Genomic DNA, 16,094 nt, shown 5'->3' with positions numbered 1-16,094 from the left:
GGCGGAGCCTCCGGAGGGCCCGGATGGGCCACGACGGCGAGACCTCGATAGGTCCGGGTACGTCACAACAGGGCCTCCGGGATGTCCAGGTGGCGGGAGCGGAGCCATTCGCCGAGGGCCTTGGCCTGCGGGTCGAAGCGGGCACGCGCGGCGACGCCCTGGCCGAGGACGCCTTCGACGGTGAAGTTGAGGGCGCGCAGGTGGGGCAGGAGGTGCCGGACGACGGTCAGCTCGCGGCTCTCGGGGATCAGGTCCTTGAACGCGTCGGCCGTCAGGCGGTGGGCCAGCCACCGCCACGCCTCGTCCGTGCGGGCCCACACCCCCACGTTCGCGTCGCCGCCTTTGTCGCCGCTCCTGGCCCCGGCGATGAGGCCGAGGGGGGCGCGCCGGGTGGGTCCTTCGTACGGCAACGGCGGAGGGAGCGGCGGTGGTTCGCAGGGGGCGAGCGCCTGGGTCCGGGCGGGCGGCGGGATCTCCACGCGGCGCCCGTCGTGCAGCACGGCGGTGTGCGCGACCGACGCCTGGTCGGCGTGGGCCGCCTCGAACACGCCGTAGGGGGCGCCCTTGCCGGGCGGGGCCGTCACGTGGAAGCCGGGGTAGCTGCCGAGGGCGAGTTCGACGGCGGCGCCGCTGAGGGCGCGGCCCACGGCGTCCGGGTCCGGGTCGCGCACGACGAGCCGGAGCAGGGCACTCGCGGTCTCCTCGGTGTCCGCGTCGGGCCTGTCGGTGCGGGCCAGCTCCCAGCGCACGTCCGCCGGGCGGGACGCGGCCGCGTCGAGGGCGTCCTCGATCTGGGCGCGGACCAGGGCGGCCTTGGCGTCGACGTCGAGGCCGGTGAGCACGAACACGACCTCGTTGCGGTACCCGCCGAGCCGGTTGAGCCCGACCTTCAGAGTGGGCGGCGGCGCCTCGCCGCGCACGCCGTGGACGCGGACGCGGTCAGGGCCTTCCTGCGTCAGGCGTACGGAGTCGAGGCGGGCGGTGACATCGGGTCCCGCGTACCGCGCGCCGCCCGTCTCGTACAGGAGTTGCGCGGTTACCGTGCCGACGTCCACGACGCCGCCGGTGCCGTCGTGCTTGGTGATGACGCTGGTGCCGTCGGCGTGGATCTCGGCGAGCGGGAAGCCGGGGCGGCGCAGCGCGTCCTTGTCGTGCCGCGTGAGTTCGGTGAAGAAGGCGTAGTTGCCGCCGGTGGCCTGCGTGCCGCACTCCAGGACGTGCCCGGCGACGACGGCGCCCGCGAGCGCGTCGTACGCGTCCGGGCCCCACCCGAAGTGGGCGGCGGCGGGCCCGGTGACGAGGGCGGCGTCGGTGACGCGCCCGGTGACCACGACGTCCGCGCCCGCGCGGAGCGCCTCGGTGATGCCGAAGCCGCCGAGGTAGGCGTGGGCGGCGAGGGCGCCGGGGTGGCGTCCGGTGAGGTCGTCGCCCTCGACGTGGGCGACGCGCGCGGGCAGGCCGAGCCGGCCGGCGAGCCGCCGCACGGCGTCGGCGAGGCCCGCCGGGTTCAGGCCGCCCGCGTTGGTGACGACGCGGACGCCCCGGTCGAGGGCTTCGCCGAGGCACTCCTCCAGCTGCGCGAGGAACGTCTTCGCGTACCCGCGCGCGGGGTCCTTCAGCCGGTCCCTGGCGAGGATGAGCATGGTGAGTTCGGCGAGGTAGTCGCCGGTGAGGACGTCGAGGGGGCCTTGGGTCAGCATCTCGCGGACGGCGTCGAAGCGGTCGCCGTAGAAGCCGGAGGCGTTGCCGACGCGCAGGGGCGCGGTCACCGGCGCCCGCCCTTGGGGGCGCGCCCCTTGCCGGGCGGTCCCGCGAAGGCCTGGGCGATGTCCAGCCACCGGTGGGCGTCCGGGCCTTCGGCGCGCAGGGCGAGGTCGTCGCGGTGGGCGCGCTGGGTGACGAGCAGGCAGAAGTCGAGCGCGGGGCCCGTGACGCGCTGGGCGGCGCCTTCGGGTCCGTACGCCCACAGCGAGCCGTCGGGCGCGGCCAGCTCGACGCGGAACTCCCCTTCGGGGGCGGCGAGTCCGCGTGCGGCGAAGGCGTAGTCCCGGGCCCGCACGCCGATGCGGACGACGTGCCGAAGGCGGGCGCTGGGGACCCGGACCACACCGAGGGTGTCGGCGACGTCCTGACCGTGCGCCCAGGTCTCCATCAGCCGCCCGGTGGCGACGGCTGCGGGCGACATGGGCGGGCCGTACCAGGGATACCGGGTTCCCGGCGGGGCCGCCCGCAGTACCCGCTGGAGCTGGTCACGGCCCTCCCGCCACCGGCCGAGCAGCTCGGCGGGCGCAAGCGCGGCGCCTTCGCGCGCGCCGTCGTCGACGAACGTGTCCGGCGTCTTCAGGGCCTCGGCGGCCCCCGCCGCGAACGCGTCGGCGTCGGTCGCGGCGAGCAGCGCGGCGCGGTCGGTCCAGGCGAGGTGGGCGATCTGGTGGGCGATGGACCAGCCGGGCGCGGGCGTGGACCGCGCCCACGCCCCGCCCTCCAAGTCCCGTACCAGCTCGTCGAGTTCATCACTCTCGGCACGCAAGTCGTCGAGTACGGCGGCGACATCGGACACGGTGCGCTCCCCTCGGGCAGGGCGGTGTGCCTGGGAGCATGGCAGCGGTCACGGAAACAAGCAAGCGTGCTTGGTTATTTTCTGACGGTCAGCCCAGGGCGAGGGGTGTGCGCGAAGTCGGGCGGGCGGCGGAATCTGTCGTTGCCGCTCCGTCCGCTCCGTCCGCCAGGGGCCGCAGGACCGCGTAGTCACCGAAGCTCCGCCGGTAGCGGCGGTGGCCGGTGTCCTGCGTGTGCTTGCGCTGCCACTCCTCCACGGGGCCGGGGGCGCCGTGCGTGCCGGATCGCGCGCCGCAGTCCGCTTCGTCGCCGGACACGCACCGGGCCTCGTACTCCGGTTCCGCCGTCCGGTCCTGCTCGATCGCGAACGGGACGTACCGGAACACGCGCCGGGTCACCGCGCCGCCTCCTGCCCGCCGCCCGCCGCGTCCATGACGTGCAGGAAGCCCCCCGCCTTCTCGACCTCGCGCGCGACCTCGTCGTACTCCTGCGCGACCGGCGAGATCATCGAGCGCCACGCCGTGAGCACCGCGCCCGCCTCGCCGGACGTGACGCGCCCGATGGCCCGCCCGAGCCCCTCACGCCCGTGCGGCGGAAGGAGTCCGGCGCGCTCCTCGATCACGTCCGTGATCTCCCACCCGAACGCCTCCGCGTACTCCACGCACTCCTTGCGGGGCGCGGCGATGTTCGTGCGGGCGGCACCGCACAGGTAGATCACACAGCGGAACCGCTCTATCCGCGCGACCCGAGCCGGTACGCCGGCCGCACCCGGCGTGACGCCCGCCGCCGCGTCGGCGAGGGCCTGCCGCCGCCGCAGCTCGCCTTCGGTCCGACGGTGCCTCTGTGGTTCGCGTGGTTCGCTCTCGATACCGGCCATGCGGACAGCGTGCCCGGGTGATCACACACAGTGAAGTGATGAGGCGTGCGACCGCGCGAGGTTGTCAGGCCTCAACTCGTACGCTCCGTAGGGCCTACGCGATCAGAGGTACGCCGATCAGATCGCTGATGGTCCGCACGCGCGCCGTGGAGACCTTCGCCAGGCGCTTGCCGATCACACCGGGCAGCGCCTGGTGCCGGACCCACTCCGGGGCGTCGAGGCCCACCTCGATCAGCGTGTCTCCGGCCTGGTCGTGGAGCCCGGCCGCGCACTGGGCGAGGGCGACGTCGAGTTTGTAGCGGTTGCGGGCGACCTTCGACATGGACTGGGGGAGTTTCCTCATGTCGGGTTGGCTGGCGAGCTGGAGGGCGCGGCCGTAGTTCCTCAGCGCGACGTGAATCCCCACAGCCTCGGTTTTGGCCGCTGTTGGGCCGAAGTTGGTTCCGTACAGCTTCTCGTCCCGGCCGAGGCGTGCCGCCGCGGCGTGCGCCTGGGAAATGAAGTCGTCAGCCGCGCTCTCGTCCTCGCGCCTCGACGCGGCCACGGCGGCGGAGATCATCAGGCGTCCGTACGCGAGGAGTTGCGGGCGGTTCCCGCTGCTGAACGACGGCTCGATGGCCAGTGCCGCGCGCTCGGCCACGGCCACGGCACGGGGCAACTTGGCGCCGCGCAGGTAGATCCATGACAGCGTGGACTCCAACAGCGCCGTCATCACGGGATCGTCGACGTCCTTGGCCAGGTGCTTCGCCGACGTGAGCGCGCTCAGCGCGAGGTCTCGCTGCCCGAACCCGTTCGAGCACGACGCGGCCACGCGGTAGGTGCTGGCCAGGATGGAGCCGAGCTGCTCGCGCTCGCTGCCTGTGGCGCTGGCGTACCGCACCTGCCCTTCCATGAGGACCTTCGAGGCGTAACCGCTCACCTTCGTCGTGTCGCTCGCCCAATAGGCCGCCCACGCACGATTGCGAGCTTCGGCCAGGTCGGCGACGGTGCTCGGGTCCTCGATGCCCGCCCACTCGCCGAGGGCGCTCTCGTGCACGGCATCGGAGAGTTGCCGCAGGGCGGCACGGTCGCCCTGGTCCATACCCCGTCGCGGCGCCTGCTGCCCCAAGATCACCGACACATCCGTGTGCAGCGCGTGCGCGAGCTTGAGCAGCGAGCCGACCGACAACTCACCCCTGTCCTGCTCGGCCTTCTGCACCAGCGCGAGGGAGAGCCCCGCGGCATCGGCGAGGCCCTGCTGCGTCAGGTCGGAGCCCCGCAGGTGCTTGATGCGCTTGCCGTTCGTCAGGTCGGACCAGTTGCTCACGGTCACCCCAGTGCGTTCGCTCAGGCTGCTGTAGTCCGATGGTAAGTCCGTCGCCGTAGCCCCGTCCTAGCCTTGGCCGTCCCGGCGGATCTCGGCGACCGTACGGCCGAATTCCCTCTTCAGCCGTCGGGACAGGTGAGCGGGGTCGTCGATGCCCCAGCTCCTCGCGATCGCCGACGCCGCATGGGAGCGGAGGGCGGGGTCGCTCAGGTCGCGGTAGACGCGGCGAAGGCGCTCGTGGCGCAGCCATGCCTGGAAGGTGCGTTCCTCGCCCTGGAAGAGCTGTTGCAGGCGGCGCAGGGAGATGTGGTGAGCGCGGGCGACGTCCGCGCCCCTCAGCTTCGCGTTGCCGATGTTGGCCAGGGCGTACTCCCTGATCCGTTCCAGGAGGCAGAGCCCGGGCAGTTCGACCCGCTCGGCCGGGACGTCGACCAGGGCGCTGATCAGCAGCGCGGTCAGCGCGTCGGCCATGGACGGAGCGACACGCGGGGCGACGAGGCCGTCGAGGTGGTCCCCGGTCGCCGACAGGATGGCGGCACAGAGACCTCGTACCCCCGCGTCCATGGGAACGCTGGCCCCGCTGTGCCGGGTCAGGGTGCGGGCGTGGCAGCCCAGGAGATCCCGGGGCAGGCCGAGGACGACCACTTCGCACGGGTCGGGCAGGACCAGCGTGTAGGCGCGGCGCGTGTCCAGGGCGAGCAGTTCACCGGTGGCCACGCTCCGCTGCGGGCCGTCCTGGCTGACGACGGCGCTGCCACGGCGGTGCAGGGTGACCTTGAACAGGTCCGGGTCGGTCGAGGACATGACGCGCGGCCCCCGGTGCACCGTGTGCGGGGTGGACCGCACGATGCCGACGCGCACCAGGCGGCCCTCGGCGGACTCGACGCTGGCCTGGAAGGGGCGCGTGCGCGGGGCCTTCACCTGGAGCGGCAGGAGCAGGGTGGACGCCGCGTCCTGCAGTTCCTCGGTCCGCGTCATCAGCGCGGACGGCCGCTCGGTCTTCCGTTCCATACCCGGTCCTCCTGCCAAGCCGCACCGGACTCCAGTGAAGCACCACCGGCCCGGTCGAGGACTGCGCTCAGCGGTGAGAAGCCTGCGCGCTACGGCGTGGGCGCCTGCTCCTGGTGCTCCTAGCGTTTCCACCGGCCCCGGGGGACTTCGCGGAGCGAGGGACAGCCAGCCGGGGGCACGGCCGGGCCGGGGCCCCGCTTCCGTCCCGGGTGACAGCACACGATCCGCAGGCACAAGGAGCCGTCCATGCCGGAAGAACAGCCCAGGATGACGTTCACCAACGACCGCTCGAACGTCGGTGTTCAGGGCATAAGCGAGGGATCGGTCCAGTTCTCCGGCGGTTGTTCATCGCCGTCGGCCGAGGCGCCCCTGCCACTGGACCGGCTCCTCGGGGTGGTGCGCGACGAACTGCGCGCCGCGCGGAACCGCGAAGAGCTCGACCCTGACTCCTACGCCGATGCCGAGGCCCTGGTCGAGCGGGCCGCCGAGGCGGCCGTACGGGCCAGGGCCACGGGGCCCGACGAGGAGGGGGCACGGGCGACGATCGTCCGGTCGCTACGGCAACTGCGCGGGCTCGCGGACGGGTTCACGGGGGTACTGGCCGCGATCGGCGCCGCCCTCGCGGCCGCGCAGGGGATCGGATGAGCGAGCAGCGGTACGAGAACCTCCTCACCACCGTCGGAGTTCAGGGAATCAACCGCGGTTCTGTGCACATCCACCAGCACGCCCCTCCCCGCCGCACACCCCAGCAGAAGTACGAGGAAGGCCTGCGCTATCTGCGCTCCCACGACGGGGTGAACGCGCAGCGCTTCCTCACGGCCGCGCTGGGCGGCGAACATCCGCCGCCCGACATCCACTTCCGCAGGATGCTCGCCGTCGTCACCGGCCGCAGCCTCAGAGAACTCGACGACAACGACCTGGAGGCCCTGGTCTCCTGCCGCCAAGCGGCGCACCGGGAACAGGGCCAGGAGGCCCAGGCGGCGGCGCGGGCCGCCACGGTGGTCATCGATCTCCTGCGCCGCGCCCTGAACGCCCAGCCGGACAAGGGCGGGACGGGGTCAGGCACGACGTCCGCGTTCGACAGCGCGGAACTGAAGACGCTGCCGGACGAGACCCAGGCCGAGGTACGGAAACACCTCGGGAAGATCCTCACAGAGCTGGACAGCAGCGAGGCCGAGCGGAAGCTGCGCGCCAAGCTGAAGGAGGACCGCACGGCCGGGGAGCGCCAGGAGCGGGTGCCGCTGTTCTTCCTGCCGGACCCGGTCCTCCCGCTGCACCGCCCGCCCGTCCCTCACCGGGCCGCGCCCGGGCTCCGGTTCGGCCTCGCGGTCGCCCTGACGGGGCTCGCCGCGGGCGTGGTCCTCGCGCTGGGGGTGCTGTTCTCCGCCAGCGTCGGGGCCGCGCTGGGCGTCCTGCCGCTCTGGGGCGTCGGCGGGTACGCGCTGACGCGCACGGCGCCCGGCATCCGGTGGCGGCGCGAGCGCGCGCGGGTGCCGGACGCCGGTCCCTACGGGGTGGGCGGGGACGGGCCCGTCGACGACCGGCTCCGCGAGGAGATCAGCCAGTTCCTCGTGGCCTTCGTACGGGGTCTGGCGCCCAGGCGCGAGTCGGACACGCTCCTGCGGGAGACCCTGCCGCGGCGCGCCGCCCTCGCGGAGCGGCTCACCGCCGACTGCCCGCCCCGCACCCGGAGCGCCGCGGGCCTGTCCTGGCTGTTGTCCGCGTACGCCCGCGACCTGGTGGCGCGGTGGAGCGCGGGCACCCTCCTCGCCCCACGGCGGGAGTCGCGCGTCCGGCTCCACGAGTGGCTGCTCTGCCTGCTGGCGGCGGGCCTCCTGGGCGTCGGTTCGCTGTGGGCCCTGGTCACCATGTTCCAGGCGGCGGCAGTCGCCGCGCTCGGCATCTGGCTTCTGCTGGCCGGTTCCCTCTGGGGCACGGTGGCCCTGGGGCTCCGCTTCGACGGCGGGCGCAGGGACCAGGCCGCCCGCGACCAGGACTTCCAGGAGCGCGTCGCCTTCGAGCAGCGGGCCCTCGCCGCGTACCAGGAGATCCTGCTCAGACGTCCGCGGGACTCGGATATGGCGGCCTGGCTCGATGGCGATCAGCAGCGGCTGTGGTTCGAAGCACTCGACGGGCACGGGCTGCGGACGGAGGACGTACAGGAGTCGCTCTTCCTCCTGGAGGGCGCCCAGGACAGCCCCCGCGCGCGGGTGCTCGGCTGCCCGACCCGCTACCGGCACTACACGGTCCGCCTGTTCATGGTGACCAGGCGCAGCGTGCGGCAGAGCACCTGGCCCCTGGACTTCGCCACCGGGGAGACCGGGGTGGAGACACGCCGCGCCTTCCCGCACAACGCCATCACTTCCGTGCGCATGACCGAGCTGCGCTCACCCGGCTCCACCGCGCCCGGCACGGCGGAACCCAGGGTGCACGGGCTGGAGTTCGACCTGCGCCTGGGGGCCGATGCGGGCGAGCGGATCGTCATCGACTCCGGGGGGCGGATGTCCGGCGCCGACCTGGCCGAATGGCGTGACCTGGAGCTGCGCTGCTCGGGGGTTGCCAAGGCGCTGCGCGTACTGGTGGCGATGGCGGCCGAGGGCGAGGAGTGGTTCGCTCGGCGACGCACCCATCTCGCCCACGAGATGGAGCGCCTCCTGCGGCAGGGTGAGCAGGGGCCGTGAGGACGGGCGAGGGCGGCGCCCTCGCCGCCGCGCCGCCGCCTCACGCCGTGAGCGCCGGAGCGTGGGCCCCCGTGGCGCCGTGGCCGAGGGCTCGTTGCGCTTCGGCTAGTCGGCGGATGGCTTCGGTCAGTTGGGGTGGCGGGAGGGTGTAGGGCAGGCGGACGTTGCGTTCGAAGGCGCCGCCCACGCCGAAGCGGGGGCCTGCGGTGAGGGTGAGGCCGTGGTCGGGGGCGATGGCGGCCAGGCGGGAGCTGAGGGGGGTGGGGAAGGTGGCCCACAGGGTGACGCCGCCCGTCGGGTGCGGGGCGTGGACGTCGGGGAGGCGTTCGGCCAGCGCCTGGTGCAACGCCGCGCGCTGGGCGCGGAGTTGGTGGAGGGTGGCGGGGCGGCGGGTGTGGCCCTCGTTGAGGAGGTGGGCCGTGGCCAGTTGTTCGACCACGGGGGTGCCGAGGTCCGTGGCGAGGCGGGTCTGGGCCACGCGTTCCAGGAGGGCCGGGGTCGCGCGGATCCAGCCGATGCGCAGGCCTCCCCAGACGCTCTTGGCGACCGAGCCGACACTGACGGCGGTCGGCGCGTACGCCGCGTACGGCTGCGGGGGCGGGCCGTCCAGCGCCAGGTCGGACATGGTCTCGTCGGTGATGACGGGGCAGGCGAGGCGCAGCCCGTGGCGGGTTCCGGCGGGCATACACAGGCCCGTCGGGTTGTGGAAGTCAGGGATGAGGTAGGCGAGTTGGGCTTCGCGGGCCGCCGCGCGCAGTTGGGCCGCGTCCCAGCCCTTCGGCGTCAGGGCGACGGGCACGAGGCGGGCCCGTACGTCGGTGAACGTCCGGATCGCGTGCGGATACGTGGGGTGGTCGACCAGGACCCGGGCGCGCGGCGTCAGGAGGGTCCGGGCCAAGAGGGCGAGGGCGTGCTGCGCGCCGTTGGTGACCAGGATGTGGTCGGGCGCGGTCGGCAGGCCGCGCCGCCGGTACCAGTGGGCCACGGCCTCGCGCAGGTCGGCGGTGCCGTACCGGCGGTCGTAGCCGTGGCGTTCGTAGTGCCTAGGCAGTTGTTCGAGCGCGGTCGCGAACGCGGCGTGGAGGATCTCGCCGGGTGCGGGCGGGGCGGCGACGGACAGGTCGATGGGGAGGTCGCCCGCGCCATCGGGTCCGGCGCCGTCCGGCCACGCGTCCGGCTCGCGCGCGGGCGGCGCCCCGCCCGGCAGCCGCACCGTCGCCCGCGTCCTCGACCGCGTCACCAGGTACCCGTGCTCGACCAGCGTGTGGTACGCGGCGCCCACCGTCGTCCTGCTCGTACCGAGCGCGGCCGCCAGGTCGCGTTCGCTCGGCACCGCCGCCGCCAGCGGGATGCGGCCGTCGAGGACCAGCGACCGCAGCCGGTCGGAGAGGCGCTGATGCGCCGGACCCGGGCCCTGCCGCCAGTCCCCCAGCATGCGCGCCACCGCGTGCGATGCGATCTTCATGCGGCCAGCGTAGGCAATCTGGCCATGGAATCCATGGCCAGTGTGCTCGCAGGGTGGCCCCATGGCCCACTCCACGACCGCCCGTCCCCGTCCCCGTCCCCGCCCCCGTCGCACCGCCCGCCGCGTCCCCCAACTCCTCATCGGCCTCGCCGGATACGGCGCCTCCGTGATGCTGCTCGTCACGGCCGGGCTCGGCCCCGCCAGCTGGAACGTCCTCACCGAGGCGACCGCCGCCGCCCTCGGCGTCTCCTTCGGCTGGGCGACCAACCTGATCTCGCTTACCGTGCTGCTCGCCTGGATACCGCTGCGGGAACGCCCCGGCGTGGGCACGGTCCTCAACGTCCTCGTCGTCGGCCTCGCCGCCGACGCCACCGCGCTGGTGCTCCCCGACCCGTCGGGGCTGCCCGCCCGGTGCGCCTACCTCGGCGTCGGCGTCGTGGCGCTCGCCTTCTTCGACGCGCTCTACCTGGGTGCCGGGTACGGTTCGGGGCCCCGCGACGGCCTGATGACCGGCCTCGTACGCCTCACCGGCCGCCCCATCGCCGTCGTACGCACCGCCATCGAGGTCACCGTCACCGCCGTCGGCTGGCTCCTCGGCGGCACCGTCGGCGTGGGAACGGTGCTCGTCGCCCTGTGCATGGGACCCCTCGTCGGCTGCTTCCTGCCCCGCGTCACGGTCCACCCGCCCGCTTCGTGACGGCGCCGGGTCAGGGACCGCACGCGGGTGGCGGTACGGGCGCCGACGGCACCCCCTTCGCCTTCCCCCGCCCCACCTGCGTCCGTACCGCGCCCATGCTCGCCCCGATGACCAGGGCGATCGCGAGCGCCTCGACCGTGGACAGGCCCTGGTCGAGGATGAGGAACCCGGCGCAGGCGGCGATGGCCGGTTCCAGGCTCATCATGACCGCGAAGGTGGAGGCGGGCAGGCGGCGCAGGGCGAGGAGTTCGAGGGTGTAGGGCAGGACGGACGAAAGGACCGCGACGGCGGCGGCGAAGCCCAGCGTGCTGGGCACGAGCAGCTTCGATCCGGACTCGACGATCCCGAGCGGCAGGACGAGCACGGCCGCGACGCCCATGGCCAGGGCGAGCCCGTCGGCCTGCGGGAAGCGGCGGCCTGTGCGGGCGCTGAAGACGATGTACGCCGCCCACATGGCGCCCGCGCCGAGCGCGTAGGCGACGCCGACCTTGTCGAGGCCGCCGAGGCCGCCGCCCCCGCCGAGCAGGAACACACCGCAGAGGGCGAGCCCGGCCCAGACGACGTTCACCAGGCGGCGGGAGGCGAGGACGGACAGGGCCAGCGGGCCGAGGACTTCGAGGGTGACGGCGGGGCCGAGGGGGATGCGGGCGACAGCCTGGTAGAAGAGGCCGTTCATCGCGGCGAGGGCGACGGCGAAGGCGAAGACGGTGCCCCAGTCGGCGCGCGAGTGGCCGCGCAGGCGGGGGCGGCAGACGACGAGGAGGACGAGGGCGGCGAACACGAGCCGCAGCGTGACGACGCCGAGCGCGCCCGCGCGGGGCATCAGGCTGACCGCGATGGCGCCGCCGAACTGCACGGAGACGCACCCCGCGAGCACGAGCCCCACGGGCGCGAGAGCGGCCCGCCGCCCTCCGGCGGCCCCGGCGGACGCCCCGTCCGCACCCGCCCGCTCGGCCGCCCCCGCGACCTCGGGCTGCGCGACGGTGGCCGGGGCTTCCAGGGCGGCCTCCGCCCCGGTCACCGAACCGCCCCGCCCGCCGGAGCCACCGCTGCCACCGCTGCCACCGGCTCCCGCCTGGCCCGTCGCCCGCTTCGTACCCGAGATGTTCACGCCGTGCCTTCCCACCGCTGCCGGACCGCGCCTCACAGTCCAGCCTCTTGCACTACTCCGTCCAAGGTAATGCACTCACTTGGGGTTGGGAAACGCATTCCCGGCCGAGGGGCGGGCTAGCCGGCGCCCCGCGCGTCCGGCAGCGCCGCCGCGAGCAGCTCGGCCAGATGGCGTGCGCGGACGCCGCCGAGCTGCTCCAGCTGGGTGCGGCAGGAGAACCCGTCCGCGAGGACGGCCGCGCCCTCGGGAGCCGCGCGCACCGACGGAAGCAGCTGCTCCGCCGCGCAGGCCGTGGACACCTCCCAGTGGCCCTTCTCGAAGCCGAAGTTGCCCGCGAGACCGCAGCAGCCGCCGCTGAGGTCACCGGTCAGGCCCGCCCGCTCGCGCAGGCGGCGCTCGGCCGCGTCGCCGAGGACCGCGTGCTGGTGGCAGTGGGTCTGACCGACGACCGGGCGGTCAAGGCGCGGGGGCCGCCAGTCGGGGGCGAGCTCCTCCAGGGCCTGCGCGAAGGTGCGGACGGAGTCGGCGAGCACGCGCGCGTGGGGGTCGGCGGCGCCGACGAGCTCCACCAGGTCCGTCTTCAGGGCCGCCGCGCAGCTCGGTTCGAGGACGACGACGGACACCCCCGCCTCCAGGAGCGGCCGCATCCGCTCCAGGGTGCGGCGCTGGACGGCACGGGCCCGGTCGAGCCGTCCCGTCGAGACGTACGTGAGACCGCAGCACACGCCGTCCGGCGGCAGCCGCACCGTGAGCCCTGCGGCCTCCAGGACGGCGACGGCGGCGCGGGCGACGGACGGGGCGAGGTGGTCGGTGAAGGTGTCGGGCCACAGGACGACCGAGGGCCCGGACCCCGGCGCGGCCCGCTGGCGACGCCACTGCGCCCGGAACGTGCGCGGGGCCACGCGCGGCAGCGCGCGCCGCGGCTCCAGGCCGCCGAGTCGCTTGGCGAGGGCCGCGAGCGGACCCACGGCGGCCAGGGCGTTGACGAGCCGGGCGGCGCGGAGCGCGGCGACCGCGCGCAGCCAGCGGGGCAGCGAGCCCATGGCGTAGTGCGCGGCGGGCCTGAGCCGCCCCGCGTAGTGCTGGTGCAGGAACTCCGCCTTGTACGTGGCCATGTCGACGCCCACGGGGCAGTCGGACCGGCAGCCCTTGCAGGACAGGCACAGGTCGAGGGCGTCCCGGACCTCGGGCGAGCGCCAGCCTTCGGTGACGACGTCCCCGGCGAGCATCTCGTGCAGCAGCCGGGCGCGCCCGCGCGTGGAGTGCCGCTCCTCGCCGGTGGCGCGGAAGGACGGGCACATGACGCCGCCGCCGGACGCCGGTTCCGTCGTACGGCACTTGGCGACTCCCACGCAGCGGCGCACGGCGGCGGCGAAGTCACCGCCGTCGTGCGGATAGCCGAAGGCCGTGTCCGGGGGGCCGACGGGTTCGAGGGGCAGGACGGCGAAGCGCAGGTTCGCGTCCAGGGGCGCGGGGCGGACCAGCATGCCCGGGTTGAGGACCCCGGCGGGGTCCCAGAGGTCCTTCACGCGCTCGAAGAGCCGCACGAGCTCGGGCCCGTACATCTTCGGCAGCAGCTCCGCGCGGGCCTGCCCGTCGCCGTGCTCGCCGGACAGGGAGCCGCCGTGCGCGACGACGAGGTCGGCGAGGTCCTCGGAGAACCGCCGGAACCGGGCGACGCCGGGCGGCGTGAGCAGGTCGAAGTCGATGCGTACGTGGATGCAGCCGTCGCCGAAGTGCCCGTACGGGGTGCCGCGCAGGCCGTGCTCGGCGAGCAGCGCGCGGAAGTCCCGCAGATACGGGCCGAGCCGGGCGGGCGGCACCGCGCAGTCCTCCCAGCCGGGCCAGGCCTCGCTGCCGTCCGGCATCCGCGTCGCCGTCCCGGCGGCGTCCTCGCGGACCCGCCACAGGGCTCGCCGCACCGCCGGTTCGGTGACGACGACGGCGTCCGCGCAGTCGGCGGCCCGCACGACCGCGTCGGCGCGGGCCCTGGCCTCCCCCGGTGTGGCGCCGCCCGTCTCCACGAACAGCCAGGCGCCGCCCTTGGGCAGCCCCTCCGCGTCGCGCACGAGGTCGGCGGCCATGCCCTCGACGGTGAGCGGCCGGTGCGCGAGGAGCCCGGCGGCCGCTTCCGCCGCCGCGCTCTCGTCGGCGTACCCGAGCACGGCGAGCGCCCGCGCGCCCGGCGCCTCCACCAGGCGGACCGTGGCCTCCGTGACGAGGCCGAGGGTGCCCTCGCTGCCGCAGAAGAAGCGCGCGAGGTCGGCGCCGCGCTCCGGGAGCAGGGCGTCCAAGGCATAGCCGGAGATGCGCCGTGGCAGGTCGGGGAAGCCGGTGCGCAGGCGGGCGAGGGCGCCGTCGACGAGGGGGCGCAGGCCGGTGGGGGCGGCGTCCCAGGCGCCGGGGGCGAGGGTGACGGCGGTGCCGTCGCCGCGGACGACGGACAGCTCCCGGACGTTGTCGGCCGTGGTGCCCCAGGCCACCGAGTGCGCGCCGCAGGAGTTGTTGCCGATCATGCCGCCGAGGGTGCAGCGGCTGTGTGTGGAGGGGTCCGGGCCGAAGGTGAGCCCGTGCGGGGCCGCGGCGGCGCGCAGGGCGTCGAGCACCAGGCCCGGCTGGACGCGGGCCGTCCTGGACTCCGGGTCGAGCTCCACGAGCCCGTTCAGGTGCGCGGTGAAGTCCAGGACGACGCCCGTGCCGGTCGCCTGCCCGGCGATGGAGGTGCCCGCGCCCCGGGCGACGACGGGGGCGTCGTGGGTGCGGCAGACCGCCAGCGCGGCGGCCACGTCGGCCGCGTCGCGCGGGGCGACCACCGCCGTGGGGATCCGCCGGTAGTTGGAGGCGTCCATCGTGACCAGCGCCCGCGCGGCGGGCGACCCGTCCACCGCGCCGCGCACCTCACGGCGCAGGGCCCGCACCAGTTCCTCACCCTTGCTCATGGGGGTGAGCCTGCCCGGCTGCCCCCTTGCGTAACAGTTGCCCGGCGGCTTCGGGCTGTGCCCACCCGTTCCGCCCTCTGGGCGGACCAGCTGCCCACAGCGGGTACGGCGGAAATCGCACCCACCCGCAGCGCCACGCGTCGAGCCCCCCGTTTCGCAGCCCAGGGGCGCACGGGTGGGGCGGGTGGGAGACACCCGCCGCGGTAGCGGCGGGAAACCACCCACGCACCCGCACCCGAGAACCCACCCCCGGACAGAACGTCTCGCGGGGTGGACGGGCCCACCCGTCGCCCCGCAAAGACAGCTACGCTCCGGACGTGGCTGAGATCCAGATCCCCGCAGACATCAAGCCCGCCGACGGACGCTTCGGCGCGGGTCCCTCCAAGGTGCGGACGCAGGCCCTTGAGGCGCTGGCCGCCACGGGCACATCGCTGCTCGGCACGTCCCACCGCCAGGCCCCGGTGAAGAACCTGGTGGGCCGCGTGCGCGACGGCGTGCGCGAGCTGTTCCAGCTGCCCGACGGCTACGAGGTGGTGCTCGGCAACGGCGGCTCCACCGCGTTCTGGGACATCGCGACGCACGGGTTGATCGAGAACAAGTCGCAGCACCTGACGTTCGGCGAGTTCTCCTCGAAGTTCGCGAAGGCGGCGAAGCTGGCCCCGTGGCTCGCGGAGCCCACCGTCATCGCCGCGGACCCGGGCACGCACCCCGAGGCCGTGGCCGAACAGGGCGTGGACGTCTACGCGTTCACCCACAACGAGACCTCGACCGGCGTGGCCGCGCCGATCCAGCGGGTCGCGGGCGCCGACGACGGCTCCCTGGTCCTGGTGGACGCCACGTCCGGCGCGGGCGGCCTGCCGGTCGACATCGCCGAGACCGACGTGTACTACTTCGCGCCGCAGAAGTCCTTCGCGTCCGACGGCGGCCTGTGGCTCGGCGTGTTCTCCCCGGCCGCGATCGAGCGGGCCGAGCGGGTGCACGCCTCAGGGCGCCACGTGCCGGAGTTCTTCAGCCTGCCCACGGCGATCGACAACTCCCGCAAGAACCAGACGTACAACACCCCGGCGCTCGCCACGCTCTTCCTGCTCGGCGAGCAGCTGGACTGGATCAACGGCCAGGGCGGCCTCGACTGGTCGGTGCGCCGCACCGCCACCTCCGCCCGCGCCCTGTACGGCTGGGCGGAGGAGTCGAAGTACGCGACCCCGTTCGTCGCGGACCCGGCCAAGCGCTCCCAGGTGATCGGCACGATCGACTTCGCGGACGAGGTGGACGCCGCGGCGGTGGCGAAGGCGCTGCGCGCGAACGGGATCGTGGACACGGAGCCGTACCGCAAGCTGGGCCGCAACCAGCTGCGCGTGGCGATGTTCCCGGCCATCGACCCGGCGGACGTCGAGGCGCTCACGCGCTGCGTGGACTACGTGATCGAAAAGCTCTAGTCCGTACGGACA

At 74.5% G+C, this 16,094-nt stretch carries 13 protein-coding genes; 4 read left to right on the top strand and 9 right to left on the bottom strand.

The genetic code is table 11. From position 1 onward, the window contains the following. Positions 1-62 precede the first annotated feature (62 nt). The 6 genes from AC07A4_RS19990 to AC07A4_RS19965 form a co-directional block, all read right to left on the bottom strand. Positions 63-1,769, bottom strand: a complete 1,707-nt coding sequence (locus AC07A4_RS19990) for an acyclic terpene utilization AtuA family protein (RefSeq protein WP_478600278.1) — start codon at positions 1,767-1,769, stop codon at positions 63-65. Further along, positions 1,766-2,560: a TIGR03084 family metal-binding protein gene (locus AC07A4_RS19985; protein WP_478600276.1), complete on the bottom strand. Its 795-nt coding sequence runs from the start codon at positions 2,558-2,560 to the stop codon at positions 1,766-1,768. Before AC07A4_RS19985 ends, AC07A4_RS19990 begins: the two co-directional genes overlap by 4 nt. Positions 2,561-2,648: 88 nt before the next feature. Further along, positions 2,649-2,957 (bottom strand): DUF7848 domain-containing protein, encoded by a 309-nt coding sequence (locus AC07A4_RS19980; protein ID WP_478600273.1) that lies wholly within the window; start codon positions 2,955-2,957, stop codon positions 2,649-2,651. Further along, entirely contained in the window at positions 2,954-3,436 is a 483-nt protein-coding gene (locus AC07A4_RS19975) for a recombinase family protein (RefSeq protein ID WP_478600271.1), read from the bottom strand. Before AC07A4_RS19975 ends, AC07A4_RS19980 begins: the two co-directional genes overlap by 4 nt. A 94-nt stretch (positions 3,437-3,530) precedes the next feature. Next, the gene (locus AC07A4_RS19970; RefSeq protein WP_478600268.1) at positions 3,531-4,742 is read right to left on the bottom strand and encodes a helix-turn-helix domain-containing protein; all 1,212 of its coding nucleotides are present in this window, start codon (positions 4,740-4,742) and stop codon (positions 3,531-3,533) included. 66 nt (positions 4,743-4,808) lie between these two features. Then, on the bottom strand, positions 4,809-5,753 hold the full coding sequence (locus AC07A4_RS19965) for an AraC-like ligand-binding domain-containing protein (protein WP_478600266.1): 945 nt from the start codon (positions 5,751-5,753) through the stop codon (positions 4,809-4,811). 246 nt (positions 5,754-5,999) lie between these two features. Between AC07A4_RS19965 and AC07A4_RS19960 the strand changes: the two genes are divergently transcribed. Beyond that, positions 6,000-6,398, top strand: a complete 399-nt coding sequence (locus tag AC07A4_RS19960; protein WP_478600264.1) for a hypothetical protein — start codon at positions 6,000-6,002, stop codon at positions 6,396-6,398. After that, positions 6,395-8,434 (top strand): hypothetical protein, encoded by a 2,040-nt coding sequence (locus AC07A4_RS19955; RefSeq protein WP_478600261.1) that lies wholly within the window; start codon positions 6,395-6,397, stop codon positions 8,432-8,434. The genes AC07A4_RS19960 and AC07A4_RS19955 overlap by 4 nt, the downstream gene beginning before the upstream one ends. A gap of 40 nt (positions 8,435-8,474) precedes the next feature. Here AC07A4_RS19955 and yczR read toward each other — a convergent pair whose 3' ends face one another. Beyond that, complete coding sequence (gene yczR, locus AC07A4_RS19950; protein WP_478600259.1) at positions 8,475-9,899, bottom strand: MocR-like transcription factor YczR; 1,425 nt, start codon at positions 9,897-9,899, stop codon at positions 8,475-8,477. Positions 9,900-9,960: 61 nt separating this feature from the next. Here yczR and yczE point away from each other — a divergent pair, with 61 nt between their 5' ends. After that, entirely contained in the window at positions 9,961-10,596 is a 636-nt protein-coding gene (yczE, locus tag AC07A4_RS19945; RefSeq protein ID WP_478600257.1) for a membrane protein YczE, read from the top strand. A gap of 10 nt (positions 10,597-10,606) precedes the next feature. Here the strand turns inward: yczE and AC07A4_RS19940 are convergent, their stop codons facing one another. Then, a complete protein-coding gene (locus AC07A4_RS19940) occupies positions 10,607-11,596 on the bottom strand; it encodes an EamA family transporter (protein WP_478601038.1) in 990 nt (329 codons plus the stop codon). Between the two features lie 227 nt (positions 11,597-11,823). Beyond that, positions 11,824-14,646, bottom strand: coding sequence for an FAD-binding and (Fe-S)-binding domain-containing protein (locus AC07A4_RS19935; RefSeq protein WP_478600254.1), 2,823 nt, complete (start codon positions 14,644-14,646; stop codon positions 11,824-11,826). A 317-nt stretch (positions 14,647-14,963) separates the two neighbouring features. Between AC07A4_RS19935 and serC the strand changes: the two genes are divergently transcribed. After that, the gene (serC, locus tag AC07A4_RS19930; RefSeq protein ID WP_478600251.1) at positions 14,964-16,082 is read left to right on the top strand and encodes a phosphoserine transaminase; all 1,119 of its coding nucleotides are present in this window, start codon (positions 14,964-14,966) and stop codon (positions 16,080-16,082) included. Positions 16,083-16,094: the final 12 nt, after the last annotated feature.

The organism is Streptomyces sp. NPDC043996, assembly GCF_056435225.1.
The sequence above is the reverse complement of the archived record's forward strand: the minus strand, read 5'-3'. Positions and strand labels throughout refer to the sequence as shown.

What these genes read in the sequence shown, in the direction of transcription:
- AC07A4_RS19975 (WP_478600271.1), bottom strand. Translation starts at nt 3,436, where the DNA reads ATGGCCGGTATCGAGAGCGAACCACGCGAACCACAGAGGCACCGTCGG.
- AC07A4_RS19965 (WP_478600266.1), bottom strand. Translation starts at nt 5,753, where the DNA reads ATGGAACGGAAGACCGAGCGGCCGTCCGCGCTGATGACGCGGACCGAG.
- AC07A4_RS19960 (WP_478600264.1), top strand. Translation starts at nt 6,000, where the DNA reads ATGCCGGAAGAACAGCCCAGGATGACGTTCACCAACGACCGCTCGAAC.
- AC07A4_RS19955 (WP_478600261.1), top strand. Translation starts at nt 6,395, where the DNA reads ATGAGCGAGCAGCGGTACGAGAACCTCCTCACCACCGTCGGAGTTCAG.
- yczR (WP_478600259.1), bottom strand. Translation starts at nt 9,899, where the DNA reads ATGAAGATCGCATCGCACGCGGTGGCGCGCATGCTGGGGGACTGGCGG.
- yczE (WP_478600257.1), top strand. Translation starts at nt 9,961, where the DNA reads ATGGCCCACTCCACGACCGCCCGTCCCCGTCCCCGTCCCCGCCCCCGT.
- AC07A4_RS19935 (WP_478600254.1), bottom strand. Translation starts at nt 14,646, where the DNA reads ATGAGCAAGGGTGAGGAACTGGTGCGGGCCCTGCGCCGTGAGGTGCGC.